Origin of the sequence: Flavobacterium flabelliforme, assembly GCF_017948675.1 — a bacterium.
Taxonomy (GTDB): Bacteria; Bacteroidota; Bacteroidia; order Flavobacteriales; family Flavobacteriaceae; genus Flavobacterium; species Flavobacterium pygoscelis.
Genome location: NZ_JAGFBU010000003.1, coordinates 250,608 through 276,895, shown reverse-complemented (window position 1 = coordinate 276,895; position 26,288 = coordinate 250,608). Strand labels below are relative to the sequence as shown.

The window sequence follows — 26,288 nt, the reverse complement described above, 5'->3', positions numbered from 1 at the left end:
TTTTTATAGATAGGAGGCAAATGTATAAAATATTTGATTTAATATAAGTTATATCCTATCATAAGTTAACAAAATAATTATAAAATAACATTAATATTATGCGTTATTTTGCGTTATTCGATAAAAATATTAAAATAATTCGAAAAATGTTGCAAAAATACAGTGCGTTTAAATATATTTGTACTATAACCATAAAAAAACCAAATAATTATGAAAAAATCATTGCTGATTTCATTATTGTTTTTTTTAGTACAATTGACATTTGCACAAACGAAAACAATTTCTGGAACTATTACAAACAATGCAGATGGAATCCCAATTCCGGGTGCCACAGTTCTAATTAAAGGCACAACAAAAAGCAGTGTTACGGACATGGACGGACAATATCTAATCAATGCATCCGTAAATGATGTTCTTGTTTTTAGTTATATGGGCTTTACCACGAAAGAAGTTAAAATTGCGCAACAACAAACAGTAAATGTAGCTCTCTTAGAAAATACATTAAATTTAGATGAAGTTGTAGTGGTTGGTTTTGCCTCTCAGAAAAAAGCAAACTTAACAGGTGCAGTTGCAAAAGTAGATGTTGAAAGAGCGCTTGGTAGCAAACCTCTAACTGACATAAGTAAAGGACTTCAGGGTACAACTCCTGGTTTAAACATTACTTTTAATTCTGGTAATATTGGTAAATCTTCTAATATAAACATTCGTGGCGCCGGAACAATTATAAATGGTACTGCAACTGGATCTCCTTTAGTATTAGTAGATGGTGTCCCGTCTGATATGTCTTTGATAAATCCAGAAGATGTAGCCTCTATGTCGGTTTTAAAAGATGCAGCATCGGCTTCTATCTATGGTGCTCGTGCCGCTTTTGGTGTAATCTTAATTACAACTAAAAATGGGAAAGATTCTAAAGGAAAAGTTCGTTTTTCATATAGTAATAATTATGGTTGGAGTAATCCTATCTCTCTAATTGAGTTTAATGATCCTACTGTAGAACTTCCAGCTATGATTCAGGCGCAGGAGCGCGCAGGAAATGCAAATCCAGAATCTTTTGGAATGAATTATAAAACATTACTACCAGGAATTATAAATTGGCAACAAAAATATGCTTCATCACGAAATAGTAATGATAAAAACATGATTTTAGGCGAAGATTTTGAAGTTATTGGTGGAAAAGAATATTTTTATAGAGTTTGGGATCCGCATAAAGAAATGCTTAAAAAGAATGCAATTCAATCTTATCATAACTTTTCTGCACAAGGTTCTTTATCCGAAAAAAGTTCCTTTATAGTTTCCTTAGGAGTGGCCAATCAAGAAGGAGTTATGAATATTAATACCGAAACAAATCAAAGGATTAACCTAAACATGGGTATGAGCACCCAATTAGCAGATTGGTTAACAGGAGATTTCAAAATCCTTTCTTCTATCCAGAAATACGACTCACCATTTAACTATTACAATAGCGGATTAGATACGGCTGGAAATGGTTATTTTGGTTATTATATGCGTTGGGGATCTTATTTTCCTTACGGTACTTATAAAGGTGTTTCTTTTCGTCATGCACCAGGTTATATGAATAATGCGTCAATGAATGAAAGAGTTGAAAAAGACACCCGAATCAGTGCTAAATTGACTGCTCAGGTTACAAAAAACTTTAATATAATTGGTGAATACAGTGTAGATAATAATTACATAAGTAATAAAATGAATGGTGGGCAAATTCCGTTATGGGATTGGTGGACAAGTGCTGCCGATTTAGTAGCTGGAATACCTACAATGATGGAATCTGGGAATGATTTTGTTGCTCAAGCAAAGTCTTCTTACATCATTAATGTAGCAAACGTTTATGTCAATTATTCTAAAACACTAAATAGCGTACACAACTTTAAAGTTTTAGGTGGATTAAACTCAGAATGGCAATCCTTTGAAAGAACATATGCTCGAAGAAATACTTTGTTGGATAAAAACAAACCCGAATTTAACCTAGCCATTGGGGATCAATTTACCTCACCCCTTTCTTCTAATTTAACCCTTAATCCTGGATTGTCGCAGTATGCTATAGCAGGATTCTTCGCTAGAGTTAATTATGATTACGACGGAAGATATTTATTAGAATTGAATGGTCGTTATGATGGTTCGTCAAAATTTCCAACACAAGAGCAATGGGGATTTTTCCCTTCAGCATCTGTTGGATATAGAATTTCAAACGAGAAATTTATGGAAAGTACACGCAGTTGGTTAAATGATTTAAAAGTACGTGCATCCATAGGATCTATTGGAAATCAAAACATTGCCAACAATGCCTTTTTACCAATTATGACCAATTCAAATCCTACTTGGTTAGGAAGTGGATCTACTGTACCACCTTCAGTATCATTACCAAGTAATGTCGATGCAAATTTGACATGGGAAAAAGTAACTACTCAAGATATCGGATTAGATGTAAGAGTATTCAACATGTTAGGTTTGACATTTGATTATTATCAGAGAGATACCAAAGGAGTTTTATCTCCAGGGAAAACGCTTCCAGGTTCTTTTGGTCAAGCAGCTGCTAATACCAACTCTGGAAATCTTAGAACTAGAGGATGGGAATTAGGAGTTAATTTTAATAAAGAAATCACCAAAAACATTGGTGTTTATGCAGATCTAACACTATCCGATTATACAACTGAGGTGACCGAGTGGAATAACTCTTCTAAACTATTAGGCTCTTTTTATGCAGGACAAAAAATTGGTGAAATCTGGGGTTTAACCACAGAAAGACTAATACAATCTTCTGATGTTATAGATGCTACTGGATTAATTGTAAATAGTGTTGATTATAAAGATGTTCGTTCTGGTACCTTTAAATATGGTGCAGGAGATGTTATGTACAAAGACCTTGACGGAAACGGAAAGATTACAAGAGGTAAAGGAACAGCAGATGATTCTGGAGATTTAAGTGTTATTGGAAATGCAACTCCTAAATACCAATATGGAATACGTCTTGGTGGAAATGTTTACGGTTTTGATATCGATGCTTTCTTTCAAGGAGTTGGCGAAAGACAATATTGGGCTACTTCTGATTTAGTGTTGCCATTTTACAGTAGAACAGATGCGATGTATGCTAATATGAATGATTATTGGACACCCGATAATACAGATGCTTATTACCCTAATCCATACCCTAAACATGATGCTAATGCTTTTGGAACCTACGCTCCGGGCTCTAACAACTTTGTAGCTCAATCTAGATACTTACTAAACATGGCATATTTAAGATTAAAAAGTTTAACTGTTGGTTACACTTTACCTAAAACATTGACTAAAAAAATTGGTGTAGACAAATTTAGATATTATGTTTCTGGACTTAATCTATTGACTTTTAAAGATGGTAATTTACCTGTAGATCCAGAAATTAATGAATCTGAGGCGACTTGGGGAAGAACTTTCCCTTATTCTAAAACATGGTCGGTAGGTATTCAAGTTGCATTTTAAAAATTAAATTAAAAATTAAAGAAAATGAGAAATTTAAAAATAAACGCTAAGATAAAGCTATCCGTTCTTGCCCTTTCACTAGCAGGACTGTCTTTTAGCTGCTCGGATTTTCTAGACACACCACCAAAAGATATATTTACAGATAGTAATTTTTGGACCTCTGAAAATAATGTTAAAACCTATTCATGGTTAAATTATGATACCTTTTTAGGCTACGGAAATAATTCAGGAACAACTGCTGATTTTTATTTTCATAATTCAAATAATTTTGATGATAATTTAGCGATGAATGTTTTTACTACATTCAATACTACTGCTAATGCAACCAACGCAAACTGGAATTCATATTACACTTTGATTCGTCGTTGTAATTTAATGCTTGAAAGAGTGCCTGCTGTCTCTATGGAGCAAGCCAAGAAAAACCACTATTTAGGGGTTGCAAAATTTTTTAGAGCTTTTAGTTATTTCCGTTTAGCACAAGAATTTGGTGATGTTCCTTATACTGATGCCTACTTAAATCAAGATGACGCTAAAGTGTATAAACCGGCACTTAGCAGAGCTGAAGTAATTAATAATGTGATTAAAGATCTAGAGGAAGCAACAACTTTGATGCTCCCTATTGATGATAAAAACATTACTGTAAATAAATATACTGCTTATGCTTTATTAAGTAGAGTAGCGCTTTACGAAGGAACTAATAGAAAATACAATCTTGCACAACCAGGAACTCAATACCTTCAAAAAGCTAAAGATGCGGCATTGGCAGTTATGAATAATGCGGCATATAAATTAAATCCCGATTGGAAATCGTTATATAATTCTTTAGAATTACTAAATAACACCGAAGTAATTTTAGGCAAAAGATACCTTAGAGGTGTGTTGGGTAACTCTATTCAAGCCTACACTAATACTTCTACCGTACAAAGTGGTTTATCAAAATTTGCAGCAGAAAGTTATACAACAATAAATGGTTTACCGGTAAAACAAATCGGAGGAAATGCTGAATATCTTGGAGATAATACGATTACAAATGTATTTGCAAATAGAGATCCTCGTTTTGCTAAAGCTTTTGGAAATGTTGATTATGCCTATTCTGACAAACCCTTAAACGGATTAACATCAATTACGGGTTATGTATTTCAATTGTATAATAATCCTGCTGCCACTGGGACTGAGGTGACAACTATTGGTCAAAATCAAATTGACGCTCCCATATTTACTTTAAGTGAAGTTTATTTAAATTATGCAGAAGCTTGTGCAGAACTTGGAACAGCGACCAATGCAGATCTTAATTTATCAATCAATAAAGTTAAAGCACGCGCTGGTATTGCTACCTTGACTACAGATGGCTCTAATGCATCTGTGGGCGGAATACAAATTAACGATCCTCAGAGAACATCCGCTTTAGAGCAGATATCTGGAGTTGTAAGTCCGCTTATTTGGGAAATACGCCGCGAACGCAGATTAGAATTCATGAGCTGGACCAGTCTTAGAAAAGCAGATATTTTACGTTGGAAAAAAGGAGATTATCTTGATGGTACCAAAAATCCAGATGTATTATTAGGAGCAAGAATTCCTTCATTAATAGGAACTGCGTCTAAAACAAAAGTCGATGCAAACGGTTACGTGATACCCTACACTGTTTCTAGAACTTTTATCGCACCAAAGCACTACTTATCAGCCATCCCAACAAATGATATTAGTTTATTCCTTGCTGAGGGAGTAGAATTAAAACAAAATCCAGGTTGGTAATACTATAAATTAACTAGCTCTAGAGATCAAACCTAGAGCTAGTTATATAAATATTGCTCTTTTAAAAAATTAATTAAACGATAAAAAAACTCATTAATTCTCGTTTAACTAGTTCACTGTATCCATAACTGTAATCCTTTAAGCTGTATGAAAAAGGAATTATTAAGTATAAAAGTTACTTTTACTTAAAATTTAAGCTTACCAACAATAAACTCCTGTTTAAAATGATCAAATTTATAAAAAGAAGTATAGCTATCACATTTGCTTTAAGTTGCCTAACAACTTACAGCAACTCACTTGATATAAATACAGCTAAAATTGATATAGAAATTAAAACCCAAACGATCAAGACTGGTGCAGATAATTTTGAGAAATACCTTCCTTTATTAAAGAACAAAAAAGTTGGAATCGTTACCAATCAAACTGGGATTTTAAGTGATAAGACACATGTTGTCGATTTTTTGGTTGAGAAAAAAATAAATATTCAAACTATTTTTGCACCCGAACACGGTTTTAGAGGAACTGCAGATGCTGGCGAACATGTAGTTGATGGAAAAGATGCTAAAACAGGATTGCCTATTATTTCGCTTTATGGCGATAATAAAAAACCTAAGAAAGATCAATTAGCCACACTTGATGTTATGGTATTTGATTTACAAGATGTTGGCGCTCGTTTTTATACTTATATTTCTTCTTTACATTATGTAATGGAAGCTTGCGCTGAAAATGGAATTCCATTAATAATACTCGACAGACCTAATCCAAATGGAGCTATCATAGATGGTCCACTTTTAGAAAAAGATTTTTCAAGTTTTGTTGGCATGCACCCTATTCCGTTGCTTCATGGAATGACAATTGGAGAATATGGCCAAATGATTAATGGTCAAAAATGGCTTAAAAATGCTGCTCATTGCAAACTAACTGTAATACCTTGCCTTAACTACAAACATACAATGTCTTACAGTTTACCCATAAAACCTTCTCCTAATTTACCAAACGATCAAGCTATTAATTTATACGCTAGTTTATGTCTTTTTGAAGGTACCAATGTAAGTGTAGGACGCGGAACAGAGAAGCAATTCCAAATTTATGGTTCGCCTTTTTTAACCAAACAGTACTTTGATTATACTTTTACTCCGAAACCAAATTTTGGAGCTAAAGATCCCATGCATAATGGTAAAGAATGTTTTGGAGAAGATTTGTCATCTAATAAAAAACTAACACAATTAGAACTTAAATGGCTTATCAAAGCGTATCAAAATACAACTGATAAAACCAAATTCTTCAATGCTTTTTTTACAAAATTAGCTGGAACCAAAAAACTACAACAACAAATAGAAAATGGTATTCCTGAAAATAAGATAAGAGAGAGTTGGCAAAAAGATTTAGCTTCATTTAAAAAAATGAGAGCGAAGTATCTTATCTATTAAATAAAAAATTAATTAATGTCGACCTCGAATTACTAGAATGACAATGATCCTTTAAAAAATAAAAAAATGGCTAAAAACAATCCTGATACCGAACAAGAATCACTGTACGCTAATCTAGAAAAAATGAGTACTGAGGAAATACTCATGGGAATAAATGCGGAGGACAAGAAGGTTTCAAGCGTGATAAAAAAACAAATTCCGAATATCGAAAAACTAGTAGATGCCATTGTAATTAAAATGCAAAAAGGCGGACGCTTATTTTACATTGGTGCAGGAACTTCTGGAAGAATAGGTATTTTAGATGCTTCTGAGTGTCCTCCTACCTTCGGAGTTTCACATGATTTAGTAATTGGTATTATTGCTGGAGGCGATTACGCAATTAGAAAAGCGGTAGAAAATGCCGAAGATGATTTTAATCAAGCTTGGGAGGATTTAAAAAAACATGCTATAACCAGTAGTGATTTTGTAATTGGTATTGCTGCTTCTGGAAATACACCTTACGTTATTGGGGGTTTAAAAATGGCTCGCGAACATAATATTAGTACCGGAAGTATCTCATGCAATAGCGAAAGTCTAATTTCTAAAGAAGCTGATTTTCCTATAGAAATTGTTGTCGGTCCAGAATTTCTAACAGGAAGTACTCGTATGAAAGCAGGAACTTCACAAAAACTGGTTCTCAATATGATCTCTACTTCGGTAATGATAAAGTTAGGAAAAGTGTACGGTAATAAAATGATAGACATGCAGTTATCTAATAAAAAACTTGTACAAAGAGGTGTAGAAATGATTGTAGAAGAACTTAAAATTGATGAAAAATTAGCTTCTGAATTATTAAACAAACACAAAAGTGTACGAGCAGTTCTATTAGCTGAGAATAAAAACTTAGAACATTAATTCCAAAAATAGCTATTACGCTCTGTAAATTACCAAACTAACCACCAGATAAAATGACACCAAGCGCCATCCTAATTCTTATTCTTGTTTACTTCGGAGTATTATTTTATATCTCGCATATTGTGAGTCGGAAAGATGATGGAAATGAAGCGTTTTTTACAGCGAATAAAAACTCTAAATGGTATTTAGTAGCTTTTGGAATGATTGGAACGGCTCTTTCTGGGGTAACCTTTATATCAGTTCCTGGCGAAGTTGGTGCGGCCAGTGGGGAACAATTTAAATATTTTCAGTTCATCATAGGAAATGCTATCGGCTTTATAGTAATTACAAAATTATTATTGCCGTTGTATTACAGAATGAACTTAACCTCAATTTATAGCTATATTGAGCAAAGAATGGGTTTTTACAGTTATAAAACTGCTGCATCAATATTCTTAATTAGTAGAACCATTAGCTCTGCTTTTAGATTATATTTAGTCGTTATCGTATTGCAGCGCTATGTTTTTGATTACTACGGAATTCCTTTTGCGGTTACTGTTTTAATTTCGCTACTACTTATCTTTTCTTACACATATCGCGGTGGACTCAAAACAATTATTATTACCGATACTTTACAAACATTTTTCTTAGTAACATCGGTTTTCTTGACAATCTATTTTATTTGCGACAGTATGGATTTAAGTGCCATTGGCGCATTTGAAGAAGTAAAAAACAGTAACTATTCAAAAATATTTTTCTTTGATGATTTCTTAGGAAGTAAATTCCATTTTGTAAAACAAATTTTAGGCGGAATGTTTGTCACCATCGCTATGACAGGCTTAGACCAAGATTTAATGCAAAAAAATCTGAGTTGCAAAAATATTGGTGAAGCCCAAAAAAACATGTTCACCTTTACAGGAATATTTGTTCTTATTAATATCTTTTTCTTGAGTGTTGGTGCTTTACTTTATATTTATGCCAATAAAAACGGAATAGCAATACCAACCGATTTAGTTACTGGCAAACCAAGAACCGATTTGCTTTTTCCAGAAATAGCTTTAAATCATCTCTCCATAGTTCCGGCAATCGTGTTTTTACTTGGTATTATTGCAGCTACTTTTGCCACTACAGATTCTGCTTTAACAGCTTTGACAACCTCCTTTTGTGTCGATTTTTTAGGAATGGACAAAGAAGAAAATCAAAAAAAGAAAAATAATGTCCGCATTAGGCATTTAGTTCACATCAGTTTTTCCGCACTAATTTTCTTGGTGATACTTGTTTTTAATTCTATCAATGACAGCTCAGTTGTAGGAATGATATTTAGAGTAGCATCCTATACTTACGGACCATTATTAGGATTATATGCTTTTGGCTTATTTCAGAAAACAAGAAATGTAAACGATAGACTAGTGCCATATATCTGTTTACTCTCTCCCCTATTTACGTACTTAATAAATGAGTATTCCAGAACCTTATTTTCTGGATATGTATTTGACAACGAACTTATAGTACTCAACGGACTGTTGACTTATTTAGGTTTATTAATAACCAGTTCCCATAGTGCAAAAAAAATAAGCTTTTAGCTCTACTAAAGATAAAAATTACTGACTAATGAATTGTGTCCATCAAAAAAAATGATGGGTACGCAATTCGCTTAAAATAAACTAAATGAAAAATTACTTTATAAAGATTAGCCTTTACATTGCGTTTCTATTTTTAATTACCAATTGTGCAACTACAAAAAAAGCAACTACAATTGGCCATTTAAAAACGGATTCTTTTATAAACGACACTATGGTTTATAAGGGTTTAAATAAATCAGAAAGAAAAAAATTTTTAAAAGATTCTGATTCTGAAACACGTTGGGTAGATAGCATCTATAATAAATTATCAGTCAAAGAAAAACTTGGTCAACTTTTTATGGTTTCTGCATATTCCAATAAAGATTCTATACATGAAAATAAGGTTAAAGACTTAATAGAGAATTATAAAGTGGGTGGAATTATTTTTTTTCAAGGCGGTCCGGTTCGACAAGCGAAATTAACAAATGAATACCAAGCTAAAGCAAAAGTTCCTCTTTTTATAGGTCTCGATGCCGAATGGGGTTTGAGTATGAGATTAGATTCTACTTATGTTTTCCCTTGGAATATGACCTTAGGAGCCATTCAAGATTTAAATTTAATAGAAAAAGTAGGAATACAAATGGGTGCTGAAGCAAAAAGAATGGGAATCCATTTTAACTTTGGTCCTGTGCTAGACATAAATACCAACCCTAAAAATCCGATTATAGGAAATCGTTCCTTTGGCGAAAGCAAAATTAATGTGGCAAATAAAGGGGTTGCATTAATGAAAGGGGTTCAAAGTCAAGGTGTATTTAGTACTGGGAAACACTTTCCAGGTCATGGCGACACTTCTGCTGACTCGCATTACACGTTGCCATTAGTAACATTTTCAAAAGATAGAATTGATAGCGTAGAATTGTATCCTTATAAAAAAATGTTTGATGAAGGTTTAGTTTCAGTGATGGTGGGACATCTTAATATACCAAGTTTAGAAACTAAAGCTGATTATCCCTCCTCGGCCTCCTATAATATTGTTACGAATTTGTTACAAAATCAATTGGGTTTTGATGGTTTAATTATAACCGATGGTTTAGCGATGAAGGGCGCTACGGATTTTAAAGGTCCAGGCGATCTTGAGTTAGCCGTACTTCTTGCAGGAAATGATATGTTGTTAGGTCCAGAAAATGTTCCTGTTGCAATGACAAAATTAGAATCTTATTATAATGAAGGAATTCTTACCGAAGAACGTCTTGCACATTCTGTCAAAAAAATATTGCGTTACAAATTTAAAGCAGGCTTAAACAATTATAAAGCAATAGAAATTAAAAATCTTATTGCTGATATCAACCCTTCTCAAAACGATGCTTTAAATTACAAATTATACGAAAATGCAATCACCGTCCTAAAAAACAAGAAGGAAATTCTTCCTATCAAAAATTTGAGTCAAAAAATAGCCTATGTAAAATTAGGCGATGATTCTAATAGTACTTTTGTGTCTACATTAAAAAAATATACCAATGTAACCGAAGTGGCAAGTAGCAGTATTGATAGCCTAAACACGGAATTAAAAAAATACGACATTGTAATTATTGGTTTTCATAAAGAAAATAAAACTTGGGCTAAACAAGACTTTACCGAAACAGAAATGCTTTGGTTACAAGAAATTGCAAAGCACAATAAAGTGATTCTAGATGTATTTGCTAAACCTTACACCTTACTTCCTATTTCAGATTTTGATGCTATTGAAGGACTCGTAGTCTCCTACCAAAACTCTGATATAAGTCAAATAGTTTCTGCAGAAGTAGTGTTTGGTGCGGTCGAAGCCAAAGGAAAACTTCCTGTATCGATCAACAAATCTTTCCGTGTAAATGATGGTTTATCGACAACTAAACTAAATCGTTTGGGTTTTACTGCTCCTGAGAATGAAAACTTAAATCCAAAAATTTTAGCTAAAATAGATGCTATCGCACAAAAAGCAATTGATGGCAAAATGACTCCAGGAATGCAAGTTTTAGTTGCTCGAAAAGGAAATGTTATTTTTCAAAAATCATACGGACATCTTACTTATGAAGGCACAAAAGAAGTAACCAATTCAGATTTATATGATGTAGCTTCACTCTCTAAAATGATTTCGACGCTTCCAAACGTGATGCAATTGTACAACCGAAAAAAAGTTACGCTCGATACAGAATTAAAAAAAATGGTGCCACTTTTCGCAAAATCAAATAAAGCAAACATCAATTTCAAAGATTTACTGACCCATTATGCAGGGCTTCAAGCTTGGATTCCGTTTTATAAAGCAACATTAGATAACAATAATAAACCATTAGAAAAATACTATCATAAAGTTCCAAGCGCTGCATTTTCTACCAAAGTAGCTGACGATCTTTATATTAGAAATGATTATCATGATACGATTATGAAAATCATTGCTAACAGTCCTTTATCAGTTAAAAAGGAGTACAAATACAGTGATTTTACCTTCATTATCTTAAAAGAATATTTAGAGCGAAAAACAAAACAACCACTTGAGGTATTGAGTCAAAAAAACTTTTATAGTTCCCTTGGCATGAATTATACGCTTTATAATCCCTTGACAAAATTCAATAAAAATGATATCGCACCATCAGAAATAGATACTTATTTTCGTCATCAAGTGGTGCAAGGATATGTACATGATATGGCCGCAGCAATGGAAGGTGGAGTTGCGGGTCATGCCGGAATTTTCTCGAATGCAATGGATGTGGCTAAAATGATGCAACTTTATTTACAGAAAGGAAACTATGGTAATATTCAATATTTTTCTGCTGCAACATTCGATGCTTTTAATACGTCTTATTACGCCGCTGAAGGTGTAGAACGAGGCTTAGGTTTTGATAAACGAATAGGAAAAGATGGCCCCACTTGTGGTTGTGTATCAAAAGCTAGTTTTGGCCATACTGGTTTTACTGGAGATATTGCTTGGGTAGATCCAGAAACCGAAATTGTTTATATTTTTCTATCCAACAGAACTTATCCTGAAGTAACAGCCGAAGGAAACAAGTTAGCAAAAGAAAAAATTAGAGAAGAAATTCAACAAATAATTCAAGATGCGATTATAAAATAACAGAATAAACTTAAAATTGTATGAAGCGTTTATAATTTTATTTAAAACAATTAAAACTTTTAAATTTACAAAATAAAATACTAATAAGTATTTAACAAAAGACCTTATTTTCATTACACAGACAATTATGAATTCAAATATAGAATCTCTTTATCAAATTGCACAAAAGCCAACACGCGCTATTATTGGTTTGATGTCAGGAACTTCATTAGATGGTTTGGATGTGGCTTTATGTGAAATTTCAGCTTCAGGTGAAGAAACAGAAGTAAAATTAATTGAATTTGAAACTGTTGATTATTCCGAAGACATAAAATTGGAAATCAGATCTGTTTTTGCAAAACAAACAATTAATTTTCAAAAACTCGTTTTACTGAATGAATGGATTGGTATTCTGCATGCGAATATGATTTTGAAATGTTTAAATAAATGGCAAATTGATGCAGATAAAATCGATTTAATTGCATCCCACGGTCAAACTGTTTTTCATGCTCCAAAGATTTTACACCAACAAGAAAAATTCCCAAATGCCACATTGCAAATTGGAGATGGCGATCATATAGCAGTTAAAACAGGAATTATAACCGTATCTGATTTTAGACAAAAACATGTTGCCGCGGGCGGCGAAGGCGCACCTTTAGCCGTTTATGGTGATTACTTCCTGTTTTCAAAAAAAGGAGAAAATAGAATTATGCTCAACATGGGCGGAATTTCAAATTTCACTTACTTGCCTACTTCTAGTAATCCAGAAGAGGTTTTTGTAACCGATACAGGAACCGGAAACACCTTGATTGATGCCTTTACAAAACTTCATTTTCCAAATAAATCATTTGATCAAGATGCAGAAATTGCTAAAACGGGTTCTATAAATGAGTCACTTTTAGAAAGTTTAAAATCACATGATTTTTTTACAAAGTCGTTTCCTAAAACTACAGGTCCAGAACTTTTTAATATAGATTATGTAAAAAAAGCTCAAGCCCAAAGCAACACAACAAACATTTCAATTTCTGATTTATTAGCAACATTAACTCGCTTTAGTGCTGAAACTATTGCCGAGGCTATACATTTTGTAATAAATACCAGTATTTATGATCCTCAAACATTTACTATTTACATGTCTGGTGGCGGTGCACACAATCCATTATTAGTGCAATGGCTTAAAGAATTATTGCCTTGTACTTTTGCAAAAACCGATGATTTAGGAATTTCGGGAGATGCTAAAGAAGCGTTACTATTTGCTATTCTGGCTAATGAAACTGTTTCTGGAGGAAAATCAAATTTTGGAAAACTCAAAGGAATTCCTTCCGTATCTATGGGGAAAATTTCTTTCCCGTATTAAAAAAACTAAAACTAACCAAACTAATACCATGCAAAAAGAACGTTTAATTTCACTTGATGTCTTCAGAGGATTTACCATTTTACTGATGACTATTGTAAATAATCCCGGAAGTTGGTCTCATATTTATCCTCCGTTAGAACATGCCGAGTGGAACGGCTGTACCCCTACTGATTTAGTTTTCCCCTTTTTTATTTTCATAATGGGAACAGCAATTCCATTTGCTATGCCTTCAAAACTGTTGGATTATGCCGTTTTTAATAAAATTTTGGTTCGTTCGTTACGCATTTTCTGTTTGGGTTTATTTTTAAATTTCTTTAGCCGAATTGAAGTGTTATCATTGGAAGGCATTCCTTTGTTAATTGCAAGACTGATAATAACATTTGCAGTATCTTATGCCCTTTTAGGAAACTTCACTTTAAAAATTAAATCGTACTTAGTTTTTCTATTATTAGCAATACTATTATTCTTGGCTTATAGTGGCATTCCGGCTTATGAAGACGTAAGAATTCCAGGAGTTTTACAAAGAATTGGAATTGTTTATTTCTTTAGTTCCCTTTTATATTTAAAAACAAATCTTAAAACACAACTTGTAATAGCATCTATTATCTTGCTGGTTTATTGGGCTCTGATGACCTTAATCCCTGTCCCCGGATTTGGGCCAGCAAATTTACAAAAAGGGACCAACTTAGCTGCTTGGATAGATAATTTAGTACTCAATGGTCATTTATGGGCTTCCTCTAAAACTTGGGATCCAGAAGGGATTTTAAGTACCTTACCAGCAATAGCCTCGGGAATCTTAGGAATGTATATTGGTCAGATTTTAAATAAACCAATTGAAAAATTAGAAATAGTAAAAAAAACAGCCATTGCCGGAATTATTCTGCTAATTCTAGGACTAATTTGGGGAATTGTTTTTCCAATAAACAAATCATTGTGGAGTAGTTCTTATGTTTTATACACAGCAGGAATTGCCTCTTTGTGCCTAACACTTTTATACTACATCATTGATGTAGCAGATTATAAAAGATGGACTAAATTATTTTTAGTTTGGGGTGTAAATCCAATGATTGTATTTTTCTTTTCTGGAATAATTCCGAGAGCTTTAAGCGCTATCAAAATTGAAAATTCTAATGGAACGAGTGAACCAATTAATCTTCAAAAATTTATATACGATTTTAACATCGTTCCTCTTTTTAGTGATCCTTTAAATGCATCACTATTTTATGCTGTGGGATACGCAGTTTTTTGGAGTTTAATTTTATGGGGATTTTATAAATATAAATTATTCTTTAAAGTATAAATTTAAAAATCATTATTAAACATTTTACACAAGAGCAACTCTAATTTGGCAAAGAAATTGAAGCAGGAAAATAAGTCAAATTATAAAACCTATTTCACTGGTAAATTTCACTAAAAAAACTAATTTTGATTACTTTATAAATAAAAATCTGATGAACAATTACAAGCACATTCTTTTAGTTATTTCCTTTCTTACATGCTCTTTTTCGAAAGGAAATGCACAAGAATTGGTAGCCCATCCCAAAAATGAATTTAGAGCCGTTTGGATTGCAACGGTAGCAAATATAGACTGGCCAAAAACGAGCACAGATAACGTTGCTAAACAAAAAGCCGATTATTTAGAGATTTTAGATACTTATAAAAAATTAAATTATAATGCTGTCATTGTTCAGATTCGTAGTGTAGGCGATGCTTTTTATCCGTCAAAATTAGCGCCTTGGTCCAAATATTTAACTGGAAAAGAAGGAAAAGCACCCAATCCCTATTTTGATCCATTAGAATGGATGATTACAGAAGCACATCAAAGAGGCTTCGAATTTCATGCTTGGTTAAATCCGTATCGTGCAACAATGAATTTAAAAACGGAAGAATTAAGTCCTGAGCATGATTTTTATAAACATCCAGATTGGATGATTAAATATGCTGGAAAATATTATTATAACCCTGCTCTTCCAGAGGTTCAAAACCATCTAACGGCTGTTGTTGAAGAAGTAGTGGCTAATTATGACATAGATGCTATTCACTTTGATGATTATTTTTATCCGTATAAAGTTCCAGGAGAAAAATTTAACGATGCGGCCTCTTTTATAAAATATGGAGACGGAATGTCCTTAGAAGATTGGAGACGATCTAACGTAAACGATTTTGTAAGATGCATTGCTATTGCCATAAAAAACAGTAAACCTTGGGTACAATTTGGAATCAGTCCTTTCGGAGTTTGGCGCAATAAATCTGTAGATCCTAGAGGTTCAGAAACAGAATCTGGCCAAACCAATTATGATGATTTATTTGCAGATCCAATGGCTTGGATGGAATACAGGTGGATTGATTACTTAATACCACAATTGTATTGGAGTATGGATCACCCAAAAGCTTCTTATTCAAAACTCTTACGCTGGTGGTCAGAAAACTCCAAAAATGTAGCTGTTTATATTGGAAACGGAAGTTATAAAATCAACGCAGATTCTGATAAAAGATGGAATAATCCAAAAGAAATTCCAAATCAAATAGACTTTGCAAGAAACTATAAAAACATTCAAGGAAATGCTTTTTTTAGCGCTAAATCATTTATAAACAGAAATCAAAGTGTTACAAAATTACTTACAGAAAATCAATATAAATATCCAGCGCTTCCTATAGTGGTACCAAATTCTGTTAAAAAAATGGTCATTGTACCAACACCAACTAATATCGTTACAGATTCTCTATCGACGCGTTTTAATGTGCAATATCCTTTATATAGTAAAGTGCGTTATCTAATGGTTTATAGTGCTCCATCCAGTATAAAAATTGATATTAACGATGCCACTCAAATTAGTAATAAAATAGCTTATAAACAAAATAGTGATACTGTAGAGGTTGCTATTCCTACTAACAAATTTGATAAAAATGCGACTTATGCGATCACATTTATAGACTATTATGGTAATGAAAGTGAACCTACAGAACTGCAATTTGCACAATAAACTTAACTGACTTTAATTTCCCTAGATGAAAACAGATAATAGACCTTGGTATTGGATTCCCGTTTTAAATTTTGCTTCTGGATTTCCCTACGTAATAATCATATCCGTTTCTGTATTAATGTACAAAAACCTGGGAATAAGCAATGAAGACATTGGTTTTTATACTAGTTTACTTTATTTACCTTGGGTAATAAAACCATTATGGAGTCCATTTATAGACTTGTATGGTACTAAAAGAAAATGGTTTTTATCGATGCAATTACTAATTTCTATTGCCTTTTTAATAGTTGGTTTTATCATTCCCACGAGCCAATTTTTCATACTGAGTTTAGCTGTTTTTTGGATGGCTGCATTTGCATCGGCATCCAATGATGTTGCCAGTGATGGCTTTTACATGTTGGCTTTAGAGAAAGAACAACAATCTTTCTTTTTAGGGATTCGAAGCACGTTTTATAGAGCATCAATGCTAACTGGAAATGGCTTAATTATATTATTAGCAGGTTATTTAGAACATCGCTTTGGTAATAATGTTCAGGCTTGGTCTTACACGATGATTTTCGTTGGAATTGTAATGTCAATATTAACGCTTTACAACTTTTTTGCTACGCCAAAAACAGAGCTTCCAATTGCTTTAGGCGAAAAGGAAGAGAAGAATTTTGGAAAAGTATTCAGCAGTTTTTTTAAGAAAAAACAAATCGGATTAATTCTAGCATTTATTCTTGTATTTCGTTTAGGAGAATCGCAATTATTAAAAATGCTAACTCCTTTTTTAGTAGATCCAATAGCAAATGGTGGAATGGGTTTACAGACTGAAGATGTAGGTATTATATATGGAACTTTAGGATTAATTGCACTAACGATTGGTGGGATTTTAGGCGGAATTGCTATTTCTAAAGATGGATTAGGAAAATGGCTCCTTCCTATGATTTTAGTGATGCACTTGCCTATAATAGGATTTGTTTTATTATCACATTTTCAGCCACAAGATGTCATGCACATTGTCATAAATAATTCTTATGCAAACATTGATTATTCAATGAATACTTATACCAGTTTAGTAGTAATAATTGAACAATTTGGTTATGGTTTTGGTTTTGCTGCTTTTATGATGTATTTAATATTTGTCGCAGATGGCGAATCTAAAACATCCCACTACTCTATTGCAACTGGATTTATGGCACTTGGAATGATGCTACCGGGAATGATAAGTGGTTATATTCAAGAATATTTAGGATACGGAAATTTCTTTATTTGGGTGTTCCTGGCAACTATTCCAGGATTAATATTATCTCGTTTTTTAGTTTTTCCAAAGGAATTTGGTAAGAAAACGGTATAAATAGTTTCCAAAAAAAATCTACAAAATTCTAATGCAAATTTGTAAAATTTTTACAATGCTGTAACTCGATGAAAAATGAGTAGTAAAATAATAATCTTCGCTGAAAATTTTTAAAATTTTATCTGGCACTACTAAATTAAATACAATGACTTTAGAACAAAAAATAGGACAATTCTTTTTTCCAGCCGTTTTTATAAACGATACCGAAGAAAATATTCAAGAAACAGAACGATTAATAAGAGATCATAATATTGGTGGTTTAACTTTTTTTCATAGTAGAGCCAGTGCCGCTACCAATTATGAAACCAAGAAAAAAGTAATTCTAAACGATGACAGTTGCCAGCGTCTAAAAGAACTTATCGTTCGTTATCAAAAATGTGCTCCTACACCACTATTGATGAGTATTGATGCCGAATGGGGATTGGCCATGCGTGTCGAAAAAACACCCCAATATCCTTATGCTATTACTCTTGGTGCATTGCCAAAATCGCAATCCCATCTAGTTTACGAAGTTGGAAAGCAGATTGGTTTAGATCTAAAATCAGTTGGAATACATTATAATTTAGCTCCTTTGGCTGATATCAATAATAATCCAAATAACCCCGTAATTGGCTATCGTTCATTTGGTGAAAACAAAGAAAAGGTAAGTGATTTTGCTTTAGAATATCTTAGAGGAATGAACGATGTGGGTGTTTTAGGATGCCTCAAACATTTTCCTGGACACGGAAACACTAATGTGGACTCTCATTTGGGATTACCTATTTTAGAGGAAAATTTAGAGCAATTATTAGCAAACGAATTAGTTCCATTTATCAAAGGAATCGAGAATAATGTAGATTCGATAATGATTGGTCACTTAGCTGTTCCTGCTTTAAATGAAGGAAAAGACACTTCTGCAACTTTATCAAAATCAATTATAGAAACCCTTTTACGCAAACAATTAAATTATGATGGTTTAGTAATTTCTGATGCACTAAATATGAGAAGCGTTTCTGATTTATATCAAAAGAAAGGGCAATTGGAGTGGGAAGCTTTCAATGCTGGAAACGATATCTTGTGTTTTGCAGTAAATGTTAGAGAAGGAATTCAAGAAATTCTAAAAAACGCTTCTCCGCAAAGAATTGAAGAAAGCTATAATCGTTTGTGGAAATGTAAAGAAAAAGTAGGCATTTTAAATGAAAATTTTAATTTCATACAAAACTCCACTATCAATTTTGATTTTGATAAAACCTCAGAATTAAATCTAAAAATAGCACAAAATTGCATTACTAAAATTAAAGATAACCAAAATACAGACCTTGTTTATTCTGCAAAAGCAAACAACAGTTTAGCCAAAATAAGCCTCTATAAAAACTGTGATAATTCATTTTTTAAAAATTTATCTCCCAATTTATCTTCTCCAGAATTTTCTTTTGAAATTGAAAATGAAATTAGCATGACTAATTTAGAAGAAAATCTAAAAGAGTTTGATACGTTAATTATATCCTTGTTTGTACCAAAAGCAAAACCATTAAATAATTTTGACTTAGAAGACTCTGTTTTAGAATTTTTAAAAAAAATATTTTTATCTAAAAAATGTATTTTATATGTCTTTGGTAATCCTTATGTTTTACAAGTCATTCCAAACGTAACTTCAGCACTTGGAATTATACAAATGTATCAGGATTTCGAAGAATTTCAACAAGCAGCAGCCAATCAATTACTGTTAAATTCTGAATGCCAAGGAACACTACCTGTGACCATTAGCAATTTATAAAAAAAGAAATTATTTCAAAAAAATAATGGTTTATATAAATGCTATTATTTAGAAAACATTAAAATAATCCCATAAATTCAAAAGCTAATAATACTAAATTACATATATAATTTTGGAGTTAAAAAAGAGTCTAAAGTTCATTTGAAATAGGAGTTTTCAAAAATTCACTTTAGGCTCATAGCAACATTTTTATCTATATTGCAAACTTAAACGATATAGAATGGATACCAAAATTAACAGAAATAAAGAATTATCAATTGGAGAAGCTTTAATTCCTGTTGCGGCACTTATTACAATGTTAGGTTTTAATGTTTATGTTTTTGGCGATGAAGCTTTAAGCGGCAGTAACCAATTTGTTTTATTACTAGGGGCTGCAGTAGCTGCAATAGTGGGCTTTTTTAACAAAGTTACTTTTATCAAAATGATGGAAGAAGTAGCCGAAAATATTAAGGCTACCGTTGGCGCTATTTTGATATTATTAATGGTCGGTGCGTTGGCCGGTACTTGGCTTATTAGCGGAATCATTCCCTCAATGATTTATTATGGTTTACAAATCCTAAGTCCAGCAATTTTTTTACCGGCTACTTTAATCATCTGTTCTATAATTTCTATAGCAACAGGAAGTTCTTGGACTACTAGTGCTACGGTTGGTATTGCACTAATTGGTGTAGGTGGCGCTTTAGGTTTTGATCTAGGAATGGTAGCAGGCGCAGTAATTTCGGGTGCTTATTTTGGAGATAAATTATCACCAATGTCAGACACAACAAACCTTGCTCCTGCTATGGCCGGAACAGATTTGTTTACGCATATTCGCTATATGGCATTGACAACCATACCAACATATATCCTTACACTTATTTTATTTATTATTCTAGGTTTATCAGTAGACATTAAGGGTGATGTTGATATAGCCAAACTACTAACAGATATTCAAAATTCTTTTACAATCTCACCTTGGCTATTTACTGTACCTATAATTGTTATTGGTTTAATTGTTAGAAAGACAGAACCATTAATTGCTTTATTAATAGGTACATTATTAGCTGGCTTTTTTGCTTTATTTTTTCAGCCACAAATCATTAATCAAATCGCAGGAGTAGAACAAATGACTTTTCAATCGGCATATAAAGGAATTATGAATGCTATTACTGCAGAGGTAATTGTACCAACGGAAAATAAAACATTAGAAACACTTTTCACCTCTGGTGGAATGCAAAAAATGCTGGGTACAATTTGGTTAATTCTTTGTGCAATGGTTTTTGGTGGTGTCATGGATGCTATTGGTGCTTTGTCAAGAATTAGTCAATCATTGCTTAAATTAGCGCATACTACTTTTGGTTTATTTGCAGCAACCGTAGGAAGCTGTTTAGCACTAAACATAACGGCATCAGATCAATATTTAGCCATAGTAGTTCCAGGAAAAATGTTCGCAAAAGCTTATAAAAATAAAGGCTTAGCACCAGAAAATTTAAGTAGAACTCTTGAAGATGCAGGAACTGTTTCTTCTGTTTTAATACCTTGGAATACTTGCGGAGCTTATCATGCTGGAACTTTAGGGGTTTCAACTATAGATTATTTGCCTTATGCCTTTTTTAATATTATTAGTCCTTTCATGACTTTAATTTTTGCTGCTTTTAACATCAAAATTAGACAGTTAGTATCGGAAGTAAAAATTTAATTTTAAAATGCTGTATTTCAATTATTGTTTCCAATTTCACAATATTTTGCTCATTTTCTAATATTTTTTAACGACATAACAAAAAACTATGATTTAATAAAAAGTTATAATCATAATCAATTAAAATTATCTATCTTTAGAGTAAATTTGTATTAGAAAATAACGAATAAATAAAAACATATGGAACATTCTAACGAAATTGGCAAGTGTCCTTTTAGTCAAAAAGAAGATACTTCAAAAGAGGTAATTACCAATCAACATTGGTGGCCAAAATCACTAAACTTAGACATATTAAGTCAACATGATTCAAAAACAAATCCTTTAGGAAATGACTTCAATTATGCTGAAGAGTTTAAGAAATTAGATTTAGAAGCATTAAAAAATGATCTTAAAAAATCAATGACAGAAAGCCAGGATTGGTGGCCTGCAGATTGGGGTCATTATGGTGGATTGATGATTCGTTTGGCTTGGCACTCTGCTGGAACGTATAGAATTTCCGATGGCCGTGGTGGTAGTGGAACCGGAAACCAACGTTTTGCACCTTTAAATAGTTGGCCTGATAACGGAAACTTAGATAAAGCACGCAGGTTATTATGGCCTATCAAGAAAAAATATGGTAACAAAATATCTTGGGCAGATTTAATCGTTTTAGCCGGAAACATGGCTTACGAATCAATGGGTTTTAAAACCTTTGGATTTGCTGGAGGACGTAAAGACATTTGGAATCCTCAAAAAGAAGTGTATTGGGGAGCTGAAAAAGAATGGTTAGCAAAATCAGGAAGTGAAGGCAGCAGGTATTCTGGAGAAAGAGATTTAGAAAATCCTTTAGCAGCTGTTATGATGGGATTGATTTATGTGAACCCAGAAGGAGTTGATGGGGTTCCTGATCCTTTAAAAACGGCACATGACGTTCGCGTTACTTTCGAAAGAATGGCTATGAATGACGAAGAGACTTGTGCGTTGACTGCAGGAGGTCATACCGTTGGAAAAGCGCACGGAAACGGGGATGCTTCTAAACTAGGAAAAGAACCAGAAGGCGGAGAAATTCATGATCAAGGTTTTGGTTGGATCAATCCAAGTGGAAATGGTGCTAATACCATAACTAGTGGTTTAGAAGGTTCTTGGACCACAAATCCTACGCGTTGGGACAATGAATATTTTCATTTGCTATTAACTTATGATTGGGAATTGAAAAAAAGTCCAGCTGGTGCTTGGCAATGGGAACCAATAAATATCAAAGAGGAAGACATGCCTGTTGATGCTTATGATCCAACAGTAAAAAGAAATCCTATTATGACGGATGCCGATATGGCGATGAAAATGGATCCGAAATACAGAGTGATATCAGAGCGTTTTCATAAAGATCCTGCCTATTTTAATGATGTTTTTGCTAGAGCTTGGTTTAAATTAACACACCGGGATTTAGGTCCAAAAAATAGATATTTAGGCGCTGATGTTCCTAATGAAGAATTGGTTTGGCAAGATCCAATTCCAACAGTAGATTACACTTTATCAGAAACTGAAATTGAAGAATTAAAAGTAAAACTACTTAATAGTGGTTTAACAAGAGTAGAATTGATCAATACTGCTTGGGATAGCGCAAGAACTTTTAGAGGTTCTGATTTTAGAGGAGGTGCAAATGGTGCAAGAATTCGTTTAGCTCCTCAAAAAGATTGGATTGCAAATGAACCAGAACGATTACAAAAAGTAATTGCAAAATTGACTGAAATTCAATCTGGATTAGCAAAAAAAGTAAGTATCGCTGATTTAATTGTACTTGGCGGAAGCGCAGCTATTGAAAAAGCGGCTCAAGATGGTGGGTTTAATGTAAAAGTTCCTTTTTATGCAGGAAGAGGAGATTCTAGTGACGCACAAACAGATGCAAACTCTTTTGGCGTTTTAGAACCAACCAATGATGCTTTTAGGAACTTCATGAAAAAAGAAAACACTGCTCAACCCGAAGAATTAATGTTAGATAAAGCACAATTATTAGGATTGACCGCTCCAGAAATGACCGTTTTGCTAGGCGGAATGCGTGTTCTTGGTACAAACTATAATGGTACCAAAATGGGCGTTTTCACTAATAATGAAGGTGTTTTGACAAATGATTTCTTTGTTAATTTAACGGATATGAATTACAGTTGGAAATCAGTTGGAGAAAATTTATATAACATTGTAGATAGAAAATCTGGAGTAACAAAATGGACCGCTAGTCGTGTAGATTTAGTTTTCGGATCTAATTCTATATTAAGATCTTATGCAGAAGTATATGCGCAAGATGATAATAAAGAAAAATTCGTCCAGGATTTTGTCAAAGTTTGGACAAAAGTGATGAATTTAGATCGTTTTGATTTAAATTAAAATTTAATTTGTTTTGCTTAAAATCCACCATTTATATGGTGGATTTTTTTTTACATACCGATAAATTTACACAATACAAAATATAAAAAAAATCATTAAAAGTGTCTTTATAACGCATAGGTTTTACTTATGATTTGATAAGAAAATACCATAAATTAATAGAAATAGCTTGTCCTTTTTTTGTACTTTTGCACTACAAAAAATAATAACAATCTAAATTAAAATTATATGTCTTTAGTAGGAAAAAAATTCCCAAGTATTGCAGTAGATGCCATTTCAGAAATGGGTGATAATTTAAAAATTAATATTTTTGAAGAAGCTACAAAAAACAACAAAAAAGTACTTTTGTTTTGGTATCCAAAAGATTTTACTTTTGTTTGCCCAACAGAATTACATGCTTTTCAAGCTGCTTTACCTGAATTTGAAAAAAGAAATACAATCGTAATTGGAGCTTCTTGCGATACGAATGAAGTACACTTTGCTTGGTTAAATACTCCAAAAAACAATGGTGGAATTGAAGGAGTTACTTACCCAATTCTAGCTGACACTAATAGAAATTTATCAAACATTTTAGGAATTCTTGATATTGATTCTACAGAGTATTCTGAAGAAACAGATTCTGTAATTGTTGAAGGATCTAATGTTACTTTTAGAGCTACTTATTTGATTGATGAAACTGGAAAAATTTTCCACGAAAGTGTTAATGATATGCCATTAGGTCGTAACGTAAACGAATACTTACGTATGGTTGACGCTTACACACACATCCAAGAAAAAGGAGAAGTTTGTCCTGCAAACTGGGAAGCTGGTAAAGAAGCAATGAGTGCAGACAGAAAAAGTACAGCTGAATATTTAAGCTTAAACTAAATTAATAACAATGTAATTTGTCATAGCAGTTTTAAAGAATGCTATGGCAAATTATTTTTTAAATTCAAAAATATGTTAATCGAATTAACCGAAGATACGTTACAGGATTTAATCTCAAAAAATGAGAAAGTTGTAGTTCAATTTTCTGCCTCTTGGTGCGGAAACTGTAGAATTATGAAACCTAAATTTAAAAAATTAGCCGCTGAAAATGAAGCTATTACTTTTGCTCTAGTAGATGCCGAAAATTTTCCAGAATCTAGAAAACTAGCTAACGTGAGTAATCTGCCAACTTTTGCCACTTTTGTAAATGGTAAACTAGTAAATGAAACTCAGACTAATAAACAAGAAGTACTTATTGATTTAGTGCAAGAGATTGTTTAATTTATTTAGCCGTTTTATTCCAAATTAAAATTTAAAAACACAAAATAACTAAACCTATGAAATTACCTGTAATTAAGCATTTAACTCAATTTATAGAAGAAAATGATGAAGATTATATCGTAGAAACTATTGAAGTACTAGAAGCAATGACTGAGATTTCATCACTTAAAGATGAGGAATTGGATGTAATTGGAGAGTTGATTTCAAACATGTATGGTTCTTTAGAAGTGAATAAATTAATAAAATCTGGAGTCGATAAAAAAGAAGCTTTGAATACTTTTATGAAAAGAGTTTTAGGCGCTATAGACAAATAAAATAATTCATACTACCCTATTGAAGAACGTACTCCTAATCAAGTACGTTTTTTTTTGTTTAAGAAATTAAACAGTAAGAATTTATACTACTTACTATTTCAACCCAAAAAGGGAAACTTTAAACCTAGAATTGAGAACAAAATCTTAAATAATTTTCATACTTTTGAACCTCACAAAAAAATTGACATCATGGCATCAATAACATTAGGAGGAAATCCTATTCACACTTCAGGACAATTACCTGCAGTTGGCACTAAATTGAGTGATTTTAAATTAATTAACACTGATCTTTCTGATGTTTCATTAGGAGATTTTTCAGGAAAGAAAGTAGTCTTGAATATTTTTCCAAGTATTGATACAGGTACCTGTGCAGCATCCGTTAGAAAATTTAACGAAAGTGCTAGCCAATTAGATAACACTACTGTTTTATGCATTTCAAGAGATTTACCATTTGCTCAAAAACGTTTTTGTGGCGCAGAAGGACTTGAAAATGTAGTTAACTTATCGGATTTTAAAAATGGTGATTTTGGAAAAAAGAACGGTTTAGAAATAACTGACGGACCTTTAGCTGGTTTGCACTCAAGAGTAATTATTGTTTTAGATGAAAAAGGAACAATAATACACACCGAGCAAGTAGCCGAAATTGCTGACGAACCTAATTACGAAGCTGCATTAGCAGTATTATAAAACTTCATTAATGGAATTTCAAAAAGACAATACCTTCATCACAGGTAGAATGAAGAGCATGACCTATGCTTATAAAGGGGCTATAAAACTAATCACAACGGAACACAGTGTAATGGTTCAATTTTCCTTAGGAATTTTGATGACCATTGCTGGGTTTTATTTTGGTATTTCAAAAACAGAATGGCTCTTTCAAATTTTTGCTATTGGTTTAGTTTTAAGTGTAGAAGGTTTGAACACTGCTATTGAGAAAATAGCAGATTTTATACATCCTAATTATCACGAAAAAATTGGATTTATTAAGGATATCGCTGCAGGAGCCGTGTTCTTTGCTGCAATGACAGCAATCGCAATTGGTTTAACAATATATGTGCCTCTATTTTTATAGGCT

The 26,288-nt window shown here is 32.7% G+C and carries 18 protein-coding genes; all 18 read left to right on the top strand.

Annotated elements, in window-relative coordinates; translation table 11 throughout:
• The first annotated feature begins 210 nt into the window (after window positions 1-210).
• The 18 genes from J3S90_RS09895 (at window position 211) to J3S90_RS09810 (ending at window position 26,285) form a co-directional block, all read left to right on the top strand.
• Window positions 211-3,477 (top strand): SusC/RagA family TonB-linked outer membrane protein, encoded by a 3,267-nt coding sequence (locus tag J3S90_RS09895; RefSeq protein WP_210646068.1) that lies wholly within the window; start codon window positions 211-213, stop codon window positions 3,475-3,477.
• Between the two features lie 24 nt (window positions 3,478-3,501).
• Window positions 3,502-5,229 (top strand): RagB/SusD family nutrient uptake outer membrane protein, encoded by a 1,728-nt coding sequence (locus J3S90_RS09890; RefSeq protein WP_210646067.1) that lies wholly within the window; start codon window positions 3,502-3,504, stop codon window positions 5,227-5,229.
• Between the two features lie 224 nt (window positions 5,230-5,453).
• Complete coding sequence (locus tag J3S90_RS09885) at window positions 5,454-6,659, top strand: exo-beta-N-acetylmuramidase NamZ family protein (RefSeq protein WP_210646066.1); 1,206 nt, start codon at window positions 5,454-5,456, stop codon at window positions 6,657-6,659.
• A gap of 66 nt (window positions 6,660-6,725) precedes the next feature.
• Window positions 6,726-7,553 carry an N-acetylmuramic acid 6-phosphate etherase gene (gene murQ, locus J3S90_RS09880; protein WP_210646065.1) on the top strand — a complete coding sequence of 276 codons (828 nt, stop codon included), beginning with the start codon at window positions 6,726-6,728 and terminating at the stop codon, window positions 7,551-7,553.
• A gap of 53 nt (window positions 7,554-7,606) precedes the next feature.
• Window positions 7,607-9,115, top strand: a complete 1,509-nt coding sequence (locus tag J3S90_RS09875; RefSeq protein WP_188050743.1) for a sodium:solute symporter — start codon at window positions 7,607-7,609, stop codon at window positions 9,113-9,115.
• 85 nt (window positions 9,116-9,200) lie between these two features.
• Entirely contained in the window at window positions 9,201-12,200 is a 3,000-nt protein-coding gene (locus J3S90_RS09870) for a glycoside hydrolase family 3 N-terminal domain-containing protein (protein ID WP_210646064.1), read from the top strand.
• Between the two features lie 127 nt (window positions 12,201-12,327).
• Window positions 12,328-13,536 (top strand): anhydro-N-acetylmuramic acid kinase, encoded by a 1,209-nt coding sequence (locus J3S90_RS09865; protein ID WP_210646063.1) that lies wholly within the window; start codon window positions 12,328-12,330, stop codon window positions 13,534-13,536.
• A gap of 28 nt (window positions 13,537-13,564) precedes the next feature.
• Window positions 13,565-14,836: an acyltransferase family protein gene (locus J3S90_RS09860; protein WP_210646062.1), complete on the top strand. Its 1,272-nt coding sequence runs from the start codon at window positions 13,565-13,567 to the stop codon at window positions 14,834-14,836.
• Between the two features lie 151 nt (window positions 14,837-14,987).
• On the top strand, window positions 14,988-16,520 hold the full coding sequence (locus J3S90_RS09855; protein ID WP_210646061.1) for a glycoside hydrolase family 10 protein: 1,533 nt from the start codon (window positions 14,988-14,990) through the stop codon (window positions 16,518-16,520).
• A gap of 25 nt (window positions 16,521-16,545) precedes the next feature.
• Window positions 16,546-17,856, top strand: coding sequence for an MFS transporter (locus J3S90_RS09850; protein WP_210646060.1), 1,311 nt, complete (start codon window positions 16,546-16,548; stop codon window positions 17,854-17,856).
• A gap of 145 nt (window positions 17,857-18,001) precedes the next feature.
• The gene (locus J3S90_RS09845; RefSeq protein ID WP_210646059.1) at window positions 18,002-19,612 is read left to right on the top strand and encodes a glycoside hydrolase family 3 protein; all 1,611 of its coding nucleotides are present in this window, start codon (window positions 18,002-18,004) and stop codon (window positions 19,610-19,612) included.
• 220 nt (window positions 19,613-19,832) lie between these two features.
• Window positions 19,833-21,290: a Na+/H+ antiporter NhaC gene (nhaC, locus tag J3S90_RS09840; protein ID WP_210646058.1), complete on the top strand. Its 1,458-nt coding sequence runs from the start codon at window positions 19,833-19,835 to the stop codon at window positions 21,288-21,290.
• Window positions 21,291-21,470: 180 nt separating this feature from the next.
• On the top strand, window positions 21,471-23,651 hold the full coding sequence (katG, locus tag J3S90_RS09835; RefSeq protein WP_210646057.1) for a catalase/peroxidase HPI: 2,181 nt from the start codon (window positions 21,471-21,473) through the stop codon (window positions 23,649-23,651).
• Between the two features lie 228 nt (window positions 23,652-23,879).
• On the top strand, window positions 23,880-24,518 hold the full coding sequence (locus J3S90_RS09830; RefSeq protein WP_188050752.1) for a peroxiredoxin: 639 nt from the start codon (window positions 23,880-23,882) through the stop codon (window positions 24,516-24,518).
• A 72-nt stretch (window positions 24,519-24,590) separates the two neighbouring features.
• A complete protein-coding gene (locus J3S90_RS09825; protein ID WP_210646056.1) occupies window positions 24,591-24,899 on the top strand; it encodes a thioredoxin family protein in 309 nt (102 codons plus the stop codon).
• Window positions 24,900-24,955: 56 nt separating this feature from the next.
• Complete coding sequence (locus J3S90_RS09820) at window positions 24,956-25,213, top strand: DUF6952 family protein (RefSeq protein WP_210646055.1); 258 nt, start codon at window positions 24,956-24,958, stop codon at window positions 25,211-25,213.
• 189 nt (window positions 25,214-25,402) lie between these two features.
• Window positions 25,403-25,900, top strand: a complete 498-nt coding sequence (gene tpx / locus J3S90_RS09815; protein ID WP_210646054.1) for a thiol peroxidase — start codon at window positions 25,403-25,405, stop codon at window positions 25,898-25,900.
• A gap of 10 nt (window positions 25,901-25,910) precedes the next feature.
• Window positions 25,911-26,285, top strand: coding sequence for a diacylglycerol kinase (locus tag J3S90_RS09810; protein WP_210646053.1), 375 nt, complete (start codon window positions 25,911-25,913; stop codon window positions 26,283-26,285).
• Window positions 26,286-26,288 lie beyond the last annotated feature (3 nt).